This window comes from Enterococcus sp. AZ084, assembly GCF_051714905.1.
In the GTDB taxonomy this organism is placed as follows: Bacteria; Bacillota; Bacilli; order Lactobacillales; family Enterococcaceae; genus Enterococcus_B; species Enterococcus_B pernyi.
Map to the genome: position 1 here is coordinate 2170549 of NZ_JBIOSS010000001.1, position 19183 is coordinate 2189731.

24 protein-coding genes and 1 riboswitch are annotated in these 19183 nt (G+C 35.8%); of the genes, 4 read left to right on the forward strand and 20 right to left on the reverse strand.

From position 1 onward, the window contains the following. Positions 1–12: 12 nt before the first annotated feature. From rnr to IGI79_RS09890, 5 genes are all read right to left on the reverse strand, one after another. On the reverse strand, positions 13–2376 hold the full coding sequence (gene rnr, locus IGI79_RS09870) for a ribonuclease R (protein ID WP_438845909.1): 2364 nt from the start codon (positions 2374–2376) through the stop codon (positions 13–15). 2 nt (positions 2377–2378) lie between these two features. Beyond that, on the reverse strand, positions 2379–3125 hold the full coding sequence (locus IGI79_RS09875; protein WP_065095661.1) for an alpha/beta hydrolase: 747 nt from the start codon (positions 3123–3125) through the stop codon (positions 2379–2381). Positions 3126–3327: 202 nt separating this feature from the next. After that, on the reverse strand, positions 3328–3564 hold the full coding sequence (gene secG / locus IGI79_RS09880; protein WP_010734881.1) for a preprotein translocase subunit SecG: 237 nt from the start codon (positions 3562–3564) through the stop codon (positions 3328–3330). 200 nt (positions 3565–3764) lie between these two features. After that, positions 3765–4040 (reverse strand): GNAT family N-acetyltransferase, encoded by a 276-nt coding sequence (locus tag IGI79_RS09885; RefSeq protein WP_019724263.1) that lies wholly within the window; start codon positions 4038–4040, stop codon positions 3765–3767. A gap of 90 nt (positions 4041–4130) precedes the next feature. Next, positions 4131–5096 carry an alpha/beta hydrolase gene (locus tag IGI79_RS09890; protein WP_171844985.1) on the reverse strand — a complete coding sequence of 322 codons (966 nt, stop codon included), beginning with the start codon at positions 5094–5096 and terminating at the stop codon, positions 4131–4133. Between the two features lie 291 nt (positions 5097–5387). Then, positions 5388–5432: riboswitch (PreQ1 riboswitch) on the forward strand. 23 nt (positions 5433–5455) lie between these two features. Between IGI79_RS09890 and IGI79_RS09895 the strand changes: the two genes are divergently transcribed. Both IGI79_RS09895 and IGI79_RS09900 read left to right on the forward strand, forming a co-directional pair. Continuing rightward, entirely contained in the window at positions 5456–6430 is a 975-nt protein-coding gene (locus tag IGI79_RS09895; protein ID WP_065095659.1) for a nucleoside hydrolase, read from the forward strand. Positions 6431–6436: 6 nt separating this feature from the next. Beyond that, complete coding sequence (locus tag IGI79_RS09900; RefSeq protein ID WP_065095658.1) at positions 6437–7015, forward strand: ECF transporter S component; 579 nt, start codon at positions 6437–6439, stop codon at positions 7013–7015. A 163-nt stretch (positions 7016–7178) separates the two neighbouring features. Here IGI79_RS09900 and IGI79_RS09905 read toward each other — a convergent pair whose 3' ends face one another. From IGI79_RS09905 to IGI79_RS09970, 14 genes are all read right to left on the reverse strand, one after another. Continuing rightward, positions 7179–7799, reverse strand: coding sequence for a sugar O-acetyltransferase (locus tag IGI79_RS09905; protein ID WP_010734876.1), 621 nt, complete (start codon positions 7797–7799; stop codon positions 7179–7181). Between the two features lie 99 nt (positions 7800–7898). Beyond that, positions 7899–8225, reverse strand: a complete 327-nt coding sequence (locus IGI79_RS09910) for a hypothetical protein (protein WP_019723969.1) — start codon at positions 8223–8225, stop codon at positions 7899–7901. Between the two features lie 3 nt (positions 8226–8228). Then, a complete protein-coding gene (locus tag IGI79_RS09915) occupies positions 8229–8522 on the reverse strand; it encodes a hypothetical protein (RefSeq protein WP_065095657.1) in 294 nt (97 codons plus the stop codon). A 13-nt stretch (positions 8523–8535) separates the two neighbouring features. After that, a complete protein-coding gene (locus tag IGI79_RS09920; protein WP_195274225.1) occupies positions 8536–10110 on the reverse strand; it encodes a cutinase family protein in 1575 nt (524 codons plus the stop codon). Further along, positions 10103–10501, reverse strand: coding sequence for a hypothetical protein (locus IGI79_RS09925; protein ID WP_195274223.1), 399 nt, complete (start codon positions 10499–10501; stop codon positions 10103–10105). The genes IGI79_RS09920 and IGI79_RS09925 overlap by 8 nt, the downstream gene beginning before the upstream one ends. Positions 10502–10899: 398 nt before the next feature. Next, on the reverse strand, positions 10900–11292 hold the full coding sequence (locus IGI79_RS09930; protein ID WP_195274221.1) for a hypothetical protein: 393 nt from the start codon (positions 11290–11292) through the stop codon (positions 10900–10902). A gap of 139 nt (positions 11293–11431) precedes the next feature. Beyond that, positions 11432–11821, reverse strand: coding sequence for a hypothetical protein (locus IGI79_RS09935; protein ID WP_195274219.1), 390 nt, complete (start codon positions 11819–11821; stop codon positions 11432–11434). Between the two features lie 119 nt (positions 11822–11940). Next, a complete protein-coding gene (locus IGI79_RS09940; RefSeq protein WP_229054059.1) occupies positions 11941–12354 on the reverse strand; it encodes a hypothetical protein in 414 nt (137 codons plus the stop codon). Positions 12355–12490: 136 nt separating this feature from the next. Beyond that, on the reverse strand, positions 12491–12874 hold the full coding sequence (locus IGI79_RS09945; protein ID WP_438845910.1) for a hypothetical protein: 384 nt from the start codon (positions 12872–12874) through the stop codon (positions 12491–12493). Further along, on the reverse strand, positions 12871–13308 hold the full coding sequence (locus IGI79_RS09950; protein WP_195274215.1) for a hypothetical protein: 438 nt from the start codon (positions 13306–13308) through the stop codon (positions 12871–12873). Before IGI79_RS09950 ends, IGI79_RS09945 begins: the two co-directional genes overlap by 4 nt. A 176-nt stretch (positions 13309–13484) precedes the next feature. Next, positions 13485–13877, reverse strand: a complete 393-nt coding sequence (locus IGI79_RS09955) for a hypothetical protein (RefSeq protein ID WP_229054057.1) — start codon at positions 13875–13877, stop codon at positions 13485–13487. A 346-nt stretch (positions 13878–14223) separates the two neighbouring features. After that, complete coding sequence (locus tag IGI79_RS09960; protein WP_195274268.1) at positions 14224–14607, reverse strand: hypothetical protein; 384 nt, start codon at positions 14605–14607, stop codon at positions 14224–14226. Between the two features lie 150 nt (positions 14608–14757). After that, positions 14758–15081 (reverse strand): hypothetical protein, encoded by a 324-nt coding sequence (locus IGI79_RS09965; RefSeq protein ID WP_229054055.1) that lies wholly within the window; start codon positions 15079–15081, stop codon positions 14758–14760. 477 nt (positions 15082–15558) lie between these two features. After that, entirely contained in the window at positions 15559–16461 is a 903-nt protein-coding gene (locus IGI79_RS09970; protein WP_195274211.1) for a PBECR4 domain-containing protein, read from the reverse strand. A gap of 459 nt (positions 16462–16920) precedes the next feature. Between IGI79_RS09970 and IGI79_RS09975 the strand changes: the two genes are divergently transcribed. After that, complete coding sequence (locus IGI79_RS09975) at positions 16921–17340, forward strand: hypothetical protein (RefSeq protein WP_195274210.1); 420 nt, start codon at positions 16921–16923, stop codon at positions 17338–17340. Positions 17341–17521: 181 nt separating this feature from the next. Beyond that, positions 17522–17977, forward strand: coding sequence for an IS200/IS605 family transposase (gene tnpA, locus IGI79_RS09980; protein ID WP_100917284.1), 456 nt, complete (start codon positions 17522–17524; stop codon positions 17975–17977). Between the two features lie 146 nt (positions 17978–18123). Here tnpA and IGI79_RS09985 read toward each other — a convergent pair whose 3' ends face one another. Next, positions 18124–19170, reverse strand: a complete 1047-nt coding sequence (locus tag IGI79_RS09985) for a WxL protein peptidoglycan domain-containing protein (protein WP_195274447.1) — start codon at positions 19168–19170, stop codon at positions 18124–18126. Positions 19171–19183 lie beyond the last annotated feature (13 nt).

The following is a 19183-nucleotide window of genomic DNA, read 5'->3' on the forward strand; positions in this document are numbered from 1 at the left end:
TTCATTTTTTATTTATTTTTTCTTTTTCTTCTTGGTGACGCCTTTGTAAAAAGGTTTTTTCCCTTTTTTCCCTTTTTCTTTTTTTGGACCATATTTACTATCGGCTTTCTTCGGACGTTTATTCTTGTCCGTTTGCCGTCCATTTGAATGTTTTGAAGAACCTCTATTTGCTTCTTTTCTTCTTCCTTTTGGCGCTTCCAACGGTGCCAATTCCTCTGCGGAGACTAATTCGAAATCAACCGCTCGCTCCGTAGGATCAGCCTTGACTACTTTTACTCGGACTTTTTGTCCGATCTTGAAAGTTAATCCTGTCCGCTCACCAACGAGCGCTAGATGGTTTTCAATGTAGTGGAAGTAATCTTGTTTCAATTCATTGATATGGATCAAACCTTCTACTGTATTTGGAAGTTCGATGAATAACCCGAATTTCACCACAGAGCTGATGATCCCATCAAATTCTTCTCCCACTTTATCCATCATAAACTCGGCTTTCTTCATTGAGTCCACTTCACGTTCTGTTTCAACTGCACGTCGCTCCATTTTCGAGCTATGATCGGCAATATCAGGCAGTGCATTTTCCCAATGTGTTTGATTGCTTTCACTTGGATCTTGACCATATGAGCGAATCAAACGATGCACGATCAAGTCTGGATAACGACGGATCGGTGACGTGAAATGTGTATAGTACTCTGCTGCTAATCCGTAATGACCAAAATTATCCTCAGAATAGCGTGCTTGCTGCATACTTCTCAACAACATGGTATTGATTACTGCTGACTCAGGTTTTTCTTCCACATCTTCGATCACTTTTTGTAAGTCCTTAGGTGTGATCGTGCCCTTCGTTCCTTTGACTAAAATCCCTAAAGCAGATGCAAAATCAAAGAATCGTTGCATTTTCTCTTCTTTTGGTTGCTCATGGATACGATAAATAAAAGGGAAATTCGCACGTGAATAATGTTCTGCCACCGTTTCATTGGCTGCTAACATAAAGGATTCAATCAAACGTTCTCCTACACCACGACTCCGCAAGAGGATATCTTGAGGGTGACCGTCTGGATCAACCATGATTTTGGCTTCCCGATCTTCAAAAGAGATCGCACCACGACGAATACGCATCGTCTCTAAGATCTCATGCAACTCACCCATCGCTTGAAACATAGGAACCAATGATTCATAGCGAGCCATAGTTTCTTCGTCTTGCTCTTCTAAGATCTGATTGACTGCTGTATAAGTCATTCGCTCTGTTGTTTGGATCACACTTGGAAAAATCTCATGAGAAATGACTTTCCCTGTTGGGTCGATCTCCATTTCACAACTCATCGTTAAACGAGGAACCTTAGGATTCAACGAACAAATCCCATTTGATAAACGTTGCGGGATCATCGGAATCACACGATCAGTCAAATACACACTTGTTCCACGTTCATAGGCTTCACGATCTAATTGACTGCCTTCTGTCACATAGTATGAAACATCGGCAATGTGGACGCCTAAAAAGTAATTTCCATTATCTAATTTTCTAACTGTGACTGCATCATCTAAATCTTTGGCATCTTCGCCATCGATCGTCACGATCAATTGGTCACGTAAATCCCTGCGACCAATCAAATCTTTGTCACTGATACTATCTGGTACAGCATCTGCTTCGCTTAATACATCATCCGGAAACTGGGTCGGTATCCCATTGGCTACGACAATCGATAAAATATCCATGCCAGGATCATTTTTGTGTCCAATGACTTGTTTGATGATTCCTTCTAAACTCGTTGCATAGCTTTTTTCAGGATAATGGGTCAATTCGATCAAGACGATACTGCCATCTACTGGACGGACACCTTCTGCTGCGGCATACACTTTGAACTGATTCATTTTTTTATCTTTTGGAATCACTACTCCATAGAGATCCGTTTCTGCCATTTCATCTTCTGTATAGGCGATGAACTCTCCGGCAATTTGTGTGGTTGCGCGTTGACGAATCTCAACGACCTTTCCTTCGGCTCCACGATCCGTAAAGGCATCCGCCGTTTTGACGATATCGATTGCGACAGTATCCCCGTCCATCGCATAACCAGTTGCTTCTTTCGGGATATACACATCATCTTCTTCGGGATCGATCGTAACAAACCCAAATCCTCGCTCATTTGCGCGGAACGTTCCTTCGATCAAAATGGGTTGGAGTGGCAGTTTGATTTTACCTTTTTTGGTAAAGACAATACTTTGTTCTCTTTCCATCTGTGCAATGGTTTGCACTAGTAATTTAAAATCTTCGCTTTTTTGAAAGCCAAGACCTTCAGCGATTTCTTCCATCGAAAAACTTTTCTTACGACTGCTTTCAATAAAGAAAATGATTTTTTCTTTTAATGTTTCTTTTGTCATTATTATTCCTCATTCCAAGGTAAGTTCTCTAGAAAATCCAATACATCCTTTTCAAACGCTTTTCTTGCTATTCCTACTGTGATCACATGCTTACTTTCTGGATACCAGTGTAAGGAAATGTCAGTTTGCGTAAGTTTTTTTGCTGTCTCGTAGACACCATAAGGATCAATCATTTCATCTTGACCCGCTTGAGCCATGAATACTGGTTTTTGGATATCTGATAACTTACTTTCTGTTATTGCTGCTTGCTCTTGAATATCTATTAATTGTTGCTGTACTCGTGGCCGAAAGCTTTCGACTTGTTGTTCGATCATCGACTCCGATTCACCGGCAATTTTCAAGACCTGGCGTACATAATTCTCAAAATTCTCCGGCACATGATTTTCTACTGGAGAAATTGGCGAACAAAAAAATCCGCCTCCTATCATCGGAAATTCTGATAATGCTCGAACGGCAAAAATGCCACCCATCGACAATCCTAATACGGCGATGTCAGAAAATCCTTCATCGTTGAGAAACTGGATCGCTTGTTTCGTGTCTTGCCACCACGTCTCAGCGTCCTGTTCTAAGATCTCATTTGGAGCAAGCGTGCCATGTCCTGTAAACATTGGGGCATAGACCGAATAGTTTGATTTCTCTAAAAAACGGGCTAACATCCGTACATCATTTGGACTACCTGAATACGCATGCAATAAGAGGATTGCACGCTTCCCATGTTTTTCATAAATAGGTTGTGGTAGACTTTTCATTTTATTCACCTCATTAGCCTTATTTTACCATAGTTAGCAAATACCTTCTTATATAACGGTTCTTTTTCTATTCAACAAAAAAGGTCTGGGAGCATTTCGTTTCCCAGACCTTCTATTTTTTTGAACAATCGATGAACCATCCGTATATCCTCAAAATCTGAATGAAGCAAATGATCACTTCTGATCATTGGTTTCGAACGATTTATTTAGAAGATAAAAATGCAAGTACGAACAACAGAATCATCCATACAGCGCCCATAACAGCTGTCGAGCGTTGCATTACTGCTTCAAATCCACGTGCTTTTTGCTTTCCGAATAATTGATCTGCGCCACCTGTAAATGCACTTGCTGCACTATTTTGTTTGCTTGGTTGCATCATGATTGCAATGACCATCATAATCGAGATGACAATGACGATCCCTAAAATAATATTATACATCAAACAGCCTCCTTTCTCAAAATATCGTCCTTCTAACTTTATCACATAACACGTCTTGTGACAACAGTGTTTCATAAGATGGGCGATGTTTTAAAGAACATTTCTAGGCTTTTTCACATCGATTTTTTTGCAGGTTCTGTGACAAACGATCCACCTGTATCCTCCTCTAAAATCAATGCTTTTTTGCTAACCATTAACGCTTATTTTCGCCAAACATCATGATATTCAGCTTTTCTCTCAAACTCCGCTTTTGCGTAGGGACATAACGGAATCACTTTTCTGCCAGTACGTCTGGCTACTTCTACTCCTGTAGCAACCAATTTTTCTGCTAATTTCTGTCCACGAAATGCAGGATCAACAAATGTATGATCAATGATCATAATATCAGGACCAGCATCAGACCACGTCATTTCTCCTATTTCATTTTGTTCATCGTCCAATAACACTAAGCGATTTTTTTCTTCTTTGATTTCCATCATTTCACTCTCCCAACCCTAAAATAACGAACAGTTTCTTTATTCAATTTGATTTTACCAGTCCTATTTTTTTCAAACAATCATTTGTACTTATAGACCCACTCTTTGCTCAATGAATGAAAAAATCACTGTCCAGTAGGTCTCTGGATCTTTACTGACTGCTTCTAAATGTTCTGCTCCAGGCACTAGCAGTAAGGCTTTATCTCCTGCCGTTGCATTTTGGATCGTATAAGCTGCTTCCATCGGAACAAAATGATCATGTTCACCATGGATGATCAGAACGGGTAAATGATTGCTCCCTAACTGTCTCGTTGCTGATGCCTGTTTCAAAGAATAGCCTGCATATTTTTGTGCGTAACGATTCGCATGTCGCATAATGATTTTTTTTGGAAAAACTGTCAATTTGCTTAACATATAACGAAATTCTGAATAAACGGATACAAAGCCACTATCAAGGATCAAGCCTTTGACAGCACTCGGCAACTTCTCGCCACTAGCCATCATGATCGTAGAAGCCCCCATTGAGCCTCCATGTAAGATGATCTTAGCCTCTGGCTCTCGTTGCAAGATCTCATTGATCCAGAGTATCAGATCTAATCGATCCAACCACCCCATCCCAATGATCTCCCCTTCACTTTCCCCATGGGCACGCAAATCAGGGATCAAGACATTGAAGCCTTTTTCTGCATACTTTTTCCCGATATAAGACATGTCTTTTTTTCCTGTGCTGCGATAGTCATGGACACAGACTACCCATTTACCTTTGTTCGAATAAGTAGAGAATATCCTCCCCTTCAATTTTAACCCCTCTTGACTTTTGGTCATAATGGGTTCTCCTTGTTGCCAAAAATCTTCTGCTAGATCTTCTAAACGTTGGCGTTGCTCTTCGACTGTCGTCAAAGAGGCAGGGTCCATGAGTTGATGACCTGTCTCTTCATACCAAGCATAACCACGTTGTAATCCAGTTTTGATCAACTTCTTTGCGTACAGATAAGCAATAAAATGATAACTACCGATCATTAATAACATAATTAATAAACTATAAAAAACAATCACTTGCATCCCACACTTTCTACTTGGTGATTGAAACAAAAATTCAAGTATGCTAAATGGTGCTCTAGCTTTCTCCTACGTATTTCAACGTTCATTTCTATTGTACCACGTTCTACCAAAGAGGCAGACAGTGAACCATTGACCAGCTGTAATTTTAAACACCTTATTCCTTACAAACGATCTTCTCTTCCTACTTCTAACACTCATAAGAGATAATGAATTGTTTGCATAACATTTACATTCTTCATAAAAATAAGTATACTAATGCCGTGCATTGGAATCAAGGGTTGACCCCTTGGACTGGTTCGGAAACTTCCCAGGATAAAAAACTAAGTGTCTCTAAAGAAAGGAGATTGGAAATAATGCGAAAAGTTATTATTGATTGCGATCCCGGTATCGATGATACATTAGCGCTATTGTTTGCATTAAAATCACCAGAAATCGAAGTTGTCGCAATCACCACCGTTTGTGGGAACGTCCCCGTACATTTGGGAACTGAAAATGTGATCCGTTGTTTGGAACGTTGTGACCGTTTAGACATCCCTGTCTATCAAGGTTCTGCAACACCACTCAACACGCCATTTATCAGCGCTCAAGATACTCACGGCATGGACGGTCTAGGGGAAACGAACTTCCCATTAGTAACAGACAAGCAAGCCGAAACGATCCACGCTGTTGATTTTTTAGCGAGTTATTTTGCTGAACAAAAAGATACTTCAGTGATTGCGTTAGGGCCGCTAACAAATGTCGCTTCTGCTTTACAAAAGAATCCACAACTAGGAAAGCACATGGATCGATTTGTTTCGATGGGCGGCACGTATAAAAGCCACGGCAATTGTTCACCAGTAGCAGAATACAATTACTGGTGTGACCCTGATGCCGCAGCTTATGTATTTGAACATCTTGGTCAAATGATCGAGATGGTCGGTTTAGACGTGACACGAGAAATCGTCTTTACACCAACGATCCTAGAATATTGTTGCCAACTTGCACCTCAAGAAGGCAACTATTTAAAAGCAATCACACGCTTTTACTTTGACTTTCACTGGCAGCAAGAACGCATCCTTGGTTGTGTCATCAATGATCCTTTAGCAGTTGCTTATTTCATCGATGAACAACTGTGCCAAGGATTCACTAGCTATACTGCTGTTGAAACACAAGGCATCAGCCGCGGACAAACCTTGGTTGATCGTTATGATTTTTGGCAGAAAAAACCAAACAGTCTAATCATGACAGATGTCGACACCTCTCTTTTTTTCCGGAAGTTTTTAGCCGTTCTTTTACATGCACAAGAAGAATTGATAAAAAATGATCTGGAAAGATTAAAGATAGGATGAAAAAAGATGACACAAAAGAAAATCACGACAAGAATGATCACAATCATGGCACTAAGTATCGGAATCAACTTTCTCGGTGGAACGATTGCTTTATGGCTCCGTTTACCGATTTATCTTGATTCGATCGGCACGATTTTTGCCGGTGCCTTACTCGGACCAATTCCTGGTGTTTTGACAGGATTGAGTAGTAGTTTGCTTAGTGGCGTGACAATGGACATGTTCTCTTTGTATTATTCACCCATACAAATCGTCACTGGACTATTAGCAGGGTTGATTTTACCACAGAAATTACAGGCACACGGTTTGAAGAGTAGACTTTCATTATTGGCGTGGACATTTGTCCTTTCAGCGCCTGGAACCATACTATCCTCGATCATCACGATCCAATTATTTGGCGGTATCACCTCATCAGGTTCAAGTGCCATCGTCCAACTTCTTTACGGATTAGGACTAAACCAAGCTGTAAGTGTCACGATCGTTCAAGCAGCGACAGATTATTTAGATCGGCTGCTATCGGTCCTTGTCGTTTCACTCGTTGTGTTGAAATTACCAAACCAAGTAGTGGCAAAGACAAGAAATCGTTGATGCGTATTTGTACTATAGCTAATCACTAAATGCAAAAACCCGAACGTCGAATCAATTTCTCTCATCTCTATGAGAAGGAATGATCCATCGTTCGGGTATTGTTTGTTATCCAAAAGTTTTTGTCTCTTGTTTGACTGAAAGAGACTTTCCTGAATCCAGTATGCTATCGTTCCATCAACAAGGCACTATCTTGGACTTTAATATTTTTTTCTCGATCTTTATACGTAATCGGTCGGATCACTTTACATGGATTCCCCGCAGCAATCACATTTTCTGGTATATCTTTTGTTACGACACTTCCTGCCCCAATGATGCTATTTGCACCAATCGTCACCCCTTGAAGAACATGGACTCCCGCTCCTAACCAAACTTTATCGCCAATATGGATCGGCTTCGCATAAACGACATGATCAGCACGTTCAAATGGATCTTCTGCATGATTGGCTGCATACAAACCAACTCTCGGCCCTACATAAACGTCATTTCCGATCGTCACCTCATGACAATCAAGAATGATCATATCATGGTTCAAATAAACATTATTTCCTATAGAAATGTTGAATCCAAACTCACATTGAAAATTCGACTCGATATAGACATTCTCACCCATTGAAGCGAATAGCGCCCGTAAAATGGGGTATTTATAATGATTTTCTGAATTCACGAGAAAATTGTATCTCCTGCATTGTCTCAAGGCATGATTTCGTGCGTGTACTACTTTAGAGTCCATATCATCGTATGGCAACCCTGTATTGGTTATCTGTTTCACATCATCTTCGCTCATCTTTCTCCCCCTATTATCTTATTTGCTTACATGTATTATAACAGAGAGTCTATTTTCTATAAGGAAGAGAGATTTGTGAAAGATCGTGACACTTTTTTTCTAGTAATTGGTTTCGTGAATTCGCTCTATCTCTTTTCGATAGGATCTTGTTAATTCTTGCTCTTTTTCTTCTAATTGTCGTGCATAGTTTTGAGCCGTATGGATCAGGTTACGATCTATTGCCTCCATTTGATGATAGAATTGTCGGCTATCCCAATGATCATTCTTCGTCAAATACATGATTTTTTGTACCAATTGACCTGTTTCTTTCCTAAAGTTTACTAACTGATGATCGATTTCTTCTTGTTGACGGTGTATCTGACGTTTGTTTTGATAGAATTGCTCCTCTAAATCTTGTAGTTTCCGTTGTTTCTCTACTGTCCCCATTCTTTACCCCCTTTTCACAGGTGTGACCAACGTTGGTTGTTTCATTTGTTTGACATACTGTTCTGCTCCAACGGCACTTTCCCCTTCTAAAGCGCCTTTCAAAGTAGATGGTAAGACACTATTCGTTTGTTGATACATTCCTTCTGAGATCTCTTTTAGGGATTCGATCGAAGTTAACTTGGCCTGAGCGATGCGACTTTCCTTTGCCAGAATCAGCGCTTGTATGGCTACTCGTTCCCGTTCCTTTTGTTCTTGTCCAAGTCTTTCTAAAAATTCTTGTAATTCTCTATCTTCCATGGATAAACTCCTTTCACTTGTTTTTGAACAAAATATTTCCTGCCTGTCTGTCATACTCTGTAAGATGATTTGCTACTACCGCCAGTTTATTACTAAATTCCTCCAGCTTCTCTTTATATTGTTTCACTTGATTCGTATTTAATGAGGCTTGTCCGCTGTCCCATAAATTATTTATTCCATACGGGGAAACCATCTCTTGTACTTCCCAATAAGTCAAATAGTTTTTGATTGCTCCCGCACCAGCCAATATTTCTTTCGATATTGCCGTAATCTCATCTTCAAATTCTTTTTGGGCATTTTTAAAGATGATCTCGTACTCTTCGCCTATATTTTTCGCCTTTTGGATGATCGATTGAACTAACTCCGATTGTAAAGTGATTTTTTTAGAACCTGAAGCATTAGAAATTCTTTTATGTAATTCGTTGACCGTCTCGTTCCATTCACTAGCAACTTTTGCCTCTGCAATAATCTTGGCATATTCTTTTTCAAAATCTTTATATTCTCCAGATAGCAATAATTTTATGACTTCGGTAAAAGATAACCCACCTTCTGGTTTTTCTTTTACTACACGATTCAAATATTTATCTATCAATTGGGAAACCTTTACCCCCGCAGCAAAAATGTAGCCATGTTCCTTTAAATTAGCTTCCTGAAGTGTGCCATCAGGATTTATTTGAAACTGTCCAAAATCATGACTCGAGCCGTCTTTATCTTCCATATCAAACGTGGTGTTAAACGATTTAGGTAATAAATAGCGGACATTACCAATCTCATCTACCCCAGGCTTATTTCTATTTAACATCGAAACAATATCAAAAGCGTTGACATAATAGTCGATTTTTCCTTGCTCTTCCAACATTTGGATATTTTTTTGTGCCTGTTCAGACATTTTATTAATACTTTCACGTGCATCAGGTCCTTGAAACAAAACAACCTTGTCGATTTTGGCAATATCTTTTTCAGGGAGATTCGCTACAGCTTGAATCGATACCATCGTTCCCAAAGAATGACCTGTGACAGCCATTGTAGCATTGGGTGCTTCTGTAGCCATTTCCGTTATCTTCTGGTGCATGGCTTGATTTGCTAATTTTGCTTGCGGAATATAGGCATTTTTTGTTGTAAATGCCTGGTTATTATGCCACCAGTCATTAAGATTCAAATTGCTTGAAGAAATACCATCACTGCCTCTAGTAACAAAATAAGTATGCTTAGTCTCGATAGACAGCTTAGGGGTATCCGTCACATAATAAGCATTGAATCCAGCTTTTTCATCCGTCAAGAGTCCTTGCTTATATGTGTTTTTCACATAACTTTGTACTTCATAGCCTCCGTTTACTTTCGGGACTCGGATGTTTCCTAACTCCTTGACTGTTTTTACGGTGGTGTCGGGTTGGAGGTAGACAGTGCTTAAATCATTTCCATGAGCATCTTTTGCATTTGGGAAGTTGAATTTAACAGAATTATTATTGTCTAGTTTCTTTTTTTTACTAAAGCTAAGCTCTTCATAAGGAAAGTTAATCTCACGACCTGTATAAGATCTTTGTGCAAAATTAGCATATATATTATTTGTATTTTCTAAATCAGACATGATGTTCTCCCTCATAATTTATTTTTTGACCATAATGTAAAGTTGACATATCAGGTATATTGTTTCTATTTAATTTTATATCAAGCCTGAAATCCATATTTGGCTTATTATTTACGAATCCAAAAATTTGAATTTTTTTACCTGCACCACTAGGAAGACCATTTCCGATAACCACTTGATTAACATTGTTCCAATCATAATCAATCGCTGTTACTTTTTTACCTTCAGATTGGTTAATATATTCTGTCATTTTACTTTCATGCTCTTTCAAAAAAGCAATTTGGTTCTCTTTTTCTGTTGGTTGGCTCATTCTATTCACTCCTATCGTTAACAAAAGCACTAATAATACACCTATACTTACTGAAATCAACCACTTTTTCTTCTTTCCCAATTGATTATCCCCTCATTCCTTGTTCTTCTAATTTATGTCTATGTTCTGACAAACTCTCGAAACTTTACCGAAACAGGCCCTTAAAACAAAACAACTTTGTCGATTTTAGAAATATCGTTTATTCGTGTACATTTATTGGTATGTACTTTATTTCCTCTGATTACTTTTGGACCACGTATTTCCCTAACTCTTTGACTGTTTTTATGGTAGCATCTTATCGTTATTGGGTAGCTTTGCTTCCTCATTAGTTGCATTCCTATATTAAACAATCTCTTTAATAGCATAATCAAATTCCACTTAATTCATACTATTTCAATATTTTTAAATTGAATTAGGCGAACTATTATAGCTGCTTCCGGCTAAATTGGTATAAATATTGTTGATATTCTCTACATTTCTCATAGAAGCATTCCCCCAATTCTAAAAGAATTAAAAGCAGTCATGCTTTCTATCACTGGCATTCTATTTGTTTTTTCAAGACTGAATTGTAAATAAAAACTGGAGTCAGGAATATGGTTGAATTTTCCTTCAATTGTGAGTGCTTCCCCTGCCCCAAAAGGAAGTCCATTTCCAATCGTAATAACTTCTACACTTCCCCAGATATATTGAACGCTTGTGATTTTATCATTTTGTGACTTTACATATATGGTCATTTCTTTTTCATGTTCTTTCAAAAAAGCGATTTGTTTTTCTTTTTCCGTCGGTTCCATTATTTTTTTCATTCCTAGCGCGCCTATAAGGATTAAGATGATAGTCAAACTTACTACAATAATTTTCTTCTTTTTCCCCACATATTTTTCTCCTTTATATTTTTATCTTTATGTAATCAATAGTTACAAGCATACGTTATGTTTTTGATCTCAGTTTCTCTTTTTGATGTTCGATTAAGTGGCTGTCTATACAAAATTTAATCTTCATTTGTATTTCACCTTATTCAAAGCTTTTAATTTTAGTAGGATTTGAAATATTATCGGGATAAATATATATTTCAAATCCATCAATCTTTTTATCTGTTTCATCAAAAAGACTGATATTGACAGTTATGGACTTAGGACTAAACGCCATGCCCTGTACAACTCGAACTGTTTCCCAATCATACTCAATATTTTTAATTTGATAATTTTTTGAAATTACGTAATCGTTTCTTTCTATAACATATGCTGTAATTTTTTTCTCGTGCTCTTTCAAAAAAGTTATTTGTCTTTCTTTTTCTGTTGGTTCACTCATTTTATTCACTCCTATCATTGTTAAAATGACTAATAATATACCTATACTTACTGAAATCAACCATTGCTTCTTTCCCAATTGATTATCCCTCATCCCTTGGTCTTCCAATTTTTAACTATTTTCATACATAAGTATCGGGTTAAAGTAGACTGTGCTTACAGGTTTTTCATAACTATCTTTTGCATTTGTAAAAATGGAAAAATTTTTATGAATCATCTAAGTTCACCACTAGTTAACTCTTCCATTGCTTCTTCAAAATTATCGGTCGCTATCTCTTCTATCTTAGTAGGTTTTATTAAGTTATTTGGTAAAACTTGAATTGCTCCACCATCTATTTCATTTTTATCAATGTCATATAACTCAATATCAACTATGTACATTTTTTGGGTAAAAGCTCCGCTATCCTCTATCCTAAATGATTCCCAATCATATTTAATAATAGCTATATTGATTTGTGAATTTTTCTCTATAATGTACTTGGTTAATTCTTCTTCATGTTCTTTCAAAAAAGCAAGCTGTTTTTCTTTTTCTGTTGGCTCATTCATTTTATTCACATCTATTGTTGTAAAAAGGGCTAATAGTAAACTTACGATTACTAGAATCAGCCATTTTTTCTTTTTCCCCAATGGATTATCCCTCATTTTTTTCAAAGATTCATAAGCAAAACTATTTAGTTTTACTTTGTGCGGTCTTTGAAATCAAATTATATAAACATTTAAATTGATTTTGAGATTAGTCATTTATCTACATCATTCAAGGTCTTTATTCTAGAATATCATTCGTAGTCCACATATCATTTATAGCAGAATACTCTTTATTTACATCAATGACTAAAGTATTTCCTTTATTATAGTAGTTTTCTGCACTACTTTTTTTCTTATCAATAACATCAAATTTGATTGCCAAGGTTGGTCTTGAGAATGCCATCATTTGACTGCGTTCTACAGATTTCCAATCATATTTGATTTCGATTTCTGAATGACTTTCTTGTTTTATATACTTAGACAATTTCTCTTCATGTTCTTTTAAAAAAGCAATTTGTTTTTCTTTTTCCGTCGGTTCCATTATTTTTTTCATTCCTAGCGTGCCTAATAGAACTAAGGTAATAGTCAAACCAACTACAATAATTATCTTCTTTTTCCTCACAAGGCTTTCTCCCTTCTGTGGCTGCAACTATAGTAATCATAGTTAGCATTGATCGTATACATTTTTTCTATCTTCTTAGGCCTATTAACATCATCTGGATTTATAGCGAAACCAAATGAGTTTATTTCCTTGTTATTCTGATCAATAATTTGTATTCGAATAATAAAAACCTCACCGGCACCTTGCGGAAGTCCATTCCCCACTATCTCTTGCTCTAGTGAATCCCAATCAAACACAACTTTATTAACGATTTCATTTTGCTGCTTTACAAATTCCGTCATTTTTCTTTCGTGGGCTTGTAAAAAGACTATTTGTCTTTCTCTTTTTGTTGGCTCGTTTATATTCTTTATTCCTATCGTTGCTAAAAGGACTGCTACCATACTTATACTTACTAGAATCAACCATTTTTTCTTTCCCAATTGATTATTCCCCATTCCTCGATCTTCCAAGTTTTGGATATGTTTTTGTATATGTTCAGTCAATCTATCAATACTCTCATCTGTATTAGGGATTTTTTAACAAAACTGCGTTTTTGATTTTAGCAATATTTTTATTAGAGATTCTTTTTGGTATACGCATGCAAAATCAGCATATAGCTTGATTCTCTATATCAGTTATTAAGTTCCTCATTATTTATTTGTTGTCCATAATGTAAAGTTGAAATATCAGGCATATTATTTTGATTCAATTCTATATCCAATCTGAAATCCATATATGGCTTATTATTTACAAATCCAAAAATTTGAATTTTTTTGCCAGCTCCACTAGGAAGACCATTTCCGATAACTACTTGGTTAACATTATTCCAATCATAATTAATCGCTGTTACTTTTTCACCTTCGGATTGATTAATATACTCCGTCATTTCCTTTTCATGTGCTTTTAAAAAGTTTATCTGTTTTTCTTTTTCTGTAGGTTCACTTATATCCTTTACTGCTATCACTGTAAAAACCATGACTAACATCCCTATACTTATTGGAATCAACCATTTTTTCTTTTCCAATTGCTTATCACCTCACTTCTTATCCTTTCAATTATGAATATCTTTTGTGTATGTTCTGACAGTCTATTGATATTTTTACGTGTCTCACTTTTTTAACGAAATGACTTTTTTGATTCAGCAATATTTTTATTTGGGGCTATTTTTGGTATGTACTTTCACGTAACTTTTTATTTTATGTCTTTCTTTACTTTCGATACTCGTATTGTTTTATAAGCTTTGACTGTTTTTAGGGTAATAATGGCTTGGAAGTAGATTTTACTATTATTGATAACTTGTAAAAGGATTGGGACAGTTACTATAAGAACTTTCTGCTAAGTTAGCGTAAATCTTGTCAGAATTCTCTATATTACTCATAGATTCTCCCACCTACATACAAAGAGCTTAATAGCCCGATAGTATCAAGTTCAGGCATTTTTTTATCATCCACTCCAAAACTTAGTATGAAGTTTGACTCTTCGATATCATTGAATCCTCCATTAATGGTCAATAATTTTCCAGCGCCCATAGGTGTCCCATTTCCTATATCATCAACTTTTACACTATCCCATTCATACTTAACACTTTGAATCTTTGCATTTTGAGATTTTACATACTCTGTCATTTCTTCTTCATATGCCTTTAAAAAAGCTACTTGTTTTTCTCTTTCTGTTGGTTCGCTCATCTTCTTCACTTCTATCGTTGCTACAAGCATGAATAATATACCTAAACTTATTGGAATCAACCATTTCATCTTTCCCAATTGATTATCCTCACATTCTTAGTTCTTTCAAATTAGAATATCTTTTGAGTATATTTTTATGAGCCATATGTAAATCTTTTTAGATGTCCTACATGCGCGTCTTTCGCTATATCGACATATAGATTAAAGTTCTCTTCAAAATCAGTCATCTCTATCATCCTGAATATTAGAATAAATAGGGTCATTTAAGATCATCAATTCACTTATTTTATTTAATTTTTTTACATCAGTTTTTACCCTAAGTACATAACCTCGATTGTTATACTCTAATTTTGAACTGTCGCTAATATCAAATTTGACAATCAATACAGGTTTGGAAAATGCAATACCTGTATTTACTGCTGTTGTCTCCCAATTAAACGTAATGTGGCCATCTTGCGAACTATAATTTTTTATATACTCCGTCATCTCCTTTTCATGTGCTTTTAAAAAGGTTATCTGTTTGTCTTTTTCTGTAGGTTTCAATATGTTTCTTATTCCTAAAATACTCACCAATGTTAAAAACATAGTTATGCATACCACAATTATTTTTTTTCACTGTTAACTCTCTAACCTCTACTTTCATTCATCTCAAAAATCGAGCTTATCTTTCTATATATGTACGCAAACCGTGTTAGCTATTTTTTATTTATGCCCCTATTTGACCATCCATTATAACGCTTCCAGAAACATTATAACAAACTATAATCTATCCTTGGATAAAAACCTGATTAGATAGATTATGTTACTTAATTTTTAGAGTCAACTGATTATCTACGAAATATGTCATATATCAATAAATAGATATAAAAAAATGAAGGCAGAGACTGATACAGTCTTGGCTTCATTTTCTAGTTAAATTTATTTAACAAATATGTATACTGAAACGGCTATATTGCTACTATCCATAGAACAAAAAAATTAAAAATAATAAATAAGTTTATGATTTTTTTAATCAAAGAGCTATTTTCTTTTTTTATTTTTCTTTTTCAAAGATTTTTCCGCTTGGAGATACTTTGTATAGTCATCATGCCTTATTTTTTGCCACTTTCCATTGGGTAATCTTTCATATTCAATGATTTTTGAACATTTATATACATTTCTAAAAGAAGGATTATTTTGTGCTTCATTATCTTTTTTTAAATTAAGACAAGTGCGAGGTACTGAAAATTCAGGATTGTCATGATATAGCCCTAATCCCAAAAACGTTCTATGTATACTTAATGTGTTAGTCATTGGTATAGTTCTAAGTATCCCATATTTTCCAACTCTAACATTATCAGTTTTAATGTCCTTGATATATTTAAGAACTGACATTTTATCTTTTACTTTAGCTAAACTTTCAACCCAGCATTTTGAAAAGTCCAATTTATTAGATTCAAAATCACGATAAAAATTTAAAGCAAAACTTGGCTGATTATATAAATGTACAGTATGTCTCTCATGCAAGGCATAGTAATTAATTCCAAATAAATGCATAATGCTTTCTTTAGGTACGCATAAAGAGATTTTTTGCTGTCTCTCTTTTGTTCCCGTTTTAAAAAAGTAATCTATTTTTCGATGTACAAATTCCTCTTGAAAAACTGTAAGTAAAGAAATCATAGTCTGGCAAAACAAATGAAATTCATTGCTCTCGGTGAATAACTTAGATAATTGATAGGTTTTCACAAATTTTTTTGAATATTCCATTGTAAGCTCTCTTTCTTTTCTATTTAAATTGTAATTAGTAAAAAAAGCGAACATGCATACTGCACATTCGCTTTCCCAGTTCTCTTTTAAGGGTGCTTGTTTTTGATAACTGTGTATCAAGGCTTCTCCTAAGCCTATGTTTAAATACGTGATATCGTAAGTAAACACTTCATTCATTCGTAACAAAATTACCTTCGCTACAAAATAAGGATTACATTTAAGTCAGCACCCAATGACTTTGAAAGTAAGATTTTGATGAATGGCTCTTTCATCACGTCAGATAACTGATACCCTTTCAGGCAAGAAAATACATTCTTCAAGAATTCCAATTAAGCCCAAGAATTCTCGACTTCTTTCAAAAATATAGTACCACAATTTAATTGCCTCTACAAGTGAGTTATAAATATTAGTCTGGTACGTCTGTAATAGATCGAGTAAACATTAGGCTATAAGTTACCTTAAATGTCTTGGTATTGTCTTTTTGATATAGATATATTCTTTAATTCGCATCCTTCTTGTTTGATATATTACATAATAAAGTAAATAGGCTATAATGAACTTGACCACCTCTTTTTAACAATACATAGGAAAGCTCACTATATTCATTACCCAAACATCATTCGGAGGTGACTCGTCATGAAGAACCAACTTGCTTTTAAATCTTTACCCAAGTTATGGACTTCTATTTTGTATCTTGTAGTGATTGCTGTTGGATCTTTTATGTATTTATCAAAACATTGGGATATAACGATTTTTACCTCGATCTATTCGGATTTTTATTTTCATATTTCAAACTTTTCCATTAGTTTGATTTTAGGTTTGATTCCTTATTTTTGGTTATTGATGGGTTCAAAGTTCAATTATATCATCATTTTTTCTTTACTTTTACTTGTAGCAAATGCGCTATGTGAAACTGTACTCGGGTTTATAAACACGCCGGATATCATTGATATGTATTATGGCTTTGCTGGTACCGGAATTTCTTTTCTCACATTATTGATCATTTATAAATTTGGCCTTTCGCCTAATAGCGAAAAACGAGAATCGCAGCCTTAGCTGTTGATTCTCGTTTTCTTATATTGTTGTTGTCTTTAGACCAAGTTGAGCTCGCAAAGCGAGTGAAACAGAAAACCACCTGCTATGCGGGTGGGGAATAAAAGGTTCTACCAAAAAGCCCTTCCTATCGTTAAAATATGATTGTTCAGGTCATATTGATAACGAAAGGAAGGGAAAAGAAATGGCTAATAAAGCAAATAGTTTAGCCCATACAAAGTGGTTGTGCAAATACCACATTGTATTCACACCAAAGTATAGAAGAAAAATCATCTATAATCAATATCGAGCAAGTATTCAAGAAATTATCAAACGACTATGCAAGTACAAGGGAGTAGAAATCTTGGAGGGACATATGATGCCAGATCACGTCCATCTGTTATTGAGTATCCCGCCAAAAATAAGTGTGTCAAGTTTTATGGGTTATCTTAAAGGAAAGAGTGCATTGATGATTTTTGATAAGCATGCAAATTTAAAATATAAATTTGGCAATCGACATTTTTGGGCAGAAGGATATTATGTAAGCACTGTGGGATTGAATGAAGCGACCATAAGGAAATACATTCAAGAACAGGAGAAACATGATATAGCGCTAGATAAATTGAGCGTTCGAGAATATGAAGACCCTTTTAAGGGTTAAAGAGTAGAACAAACACCTTTTTAAAGGTAGGCAAAAGTGACAAAGGCAATATGGCTTGAACATGAAATGAGAAAGCCAGCGTCTTTAGGCGCTGGCCGGTGTTAAGGGCTTATAGCCCTAGAGCAAACCACCCTTTTGAAGGGTGGTTATGATTTAAGATAAAGTATTACACTTATGACAATCAATAGAGTAGAAAAAATGATTAATAAACCAATCACCCATATATTGTTGGTTTGATTGACAACAACATGATTCGAGCCGTTTGTTTGTTCAATCAATTGTTCAAGCGCCTCTTTTGTATAGCTAAATCTAGTTATTTTCTCCTTGCCATCAACAGTTATGATGAATTGATATTCCCCAGATACCAATTCTGCATCCCTAACTAAGGGCAGATTCAGCTTTGTTTTAGTCATTGGCGTCAATGCAATTGAGCTTTCTTCAATTTCTCCTTCAGAAATGATATCCCCGTTTGGATTGATTACTTTGTATGAGCCGCTTTCCGCAAAAGTTACTGCAGGATCATTGTTGGCTATATAGTAATCAAGCCTTATCGCATCCTGTGAGCTCACAAACTCAAACTCATCATAAGTTTGTTCTTTTTCAGCCTCTATTTCATCCATCTTGAGATGAAATAGGATCACTTTCTCATAGACATGAACGATATCTACAGCATCTTCATGACTTTCTTCACTTAATGTCTGAGAGAAATTCACCCCACCTAAAACTTCTCCATTAAGTTCCTCAGTCACATTGATCAAAATTGCTATCGTTTCACTTTGTTTCGCTTCAACTTTGATTTTCCCGTCTTCTAGTTCGCCATTAGCATCAGTTATCTTCACGTATTTACTAAAGTCATACTTTTCATCTAAAAGATTTTCTGTATTTTCAACATAAGTGACACTTCCCATCGTTGATATAGCAACCGATGGATAGACAGTAACATCTAAGTCTTTGTCACCTATATTTGTAATCGTAGCAGTGAACTCATAGTTCTTATTAAGTTCTGGAGTAAACTGCAGATAGCTATCTCTGATCTCATATTCTTTGGGTTGCACATCCACTAGGATCGATGCAGTATCTTCCTCGGACGCCTCTACTGGTTGTATGTAAAAAAAACATCCCATCAATAAAACGAAAATAAGCGAACAGAAGTCAACTAACTTGTATTCTTTGGCTTGGCTATTTTTTGTCATTATTTCTCCTATT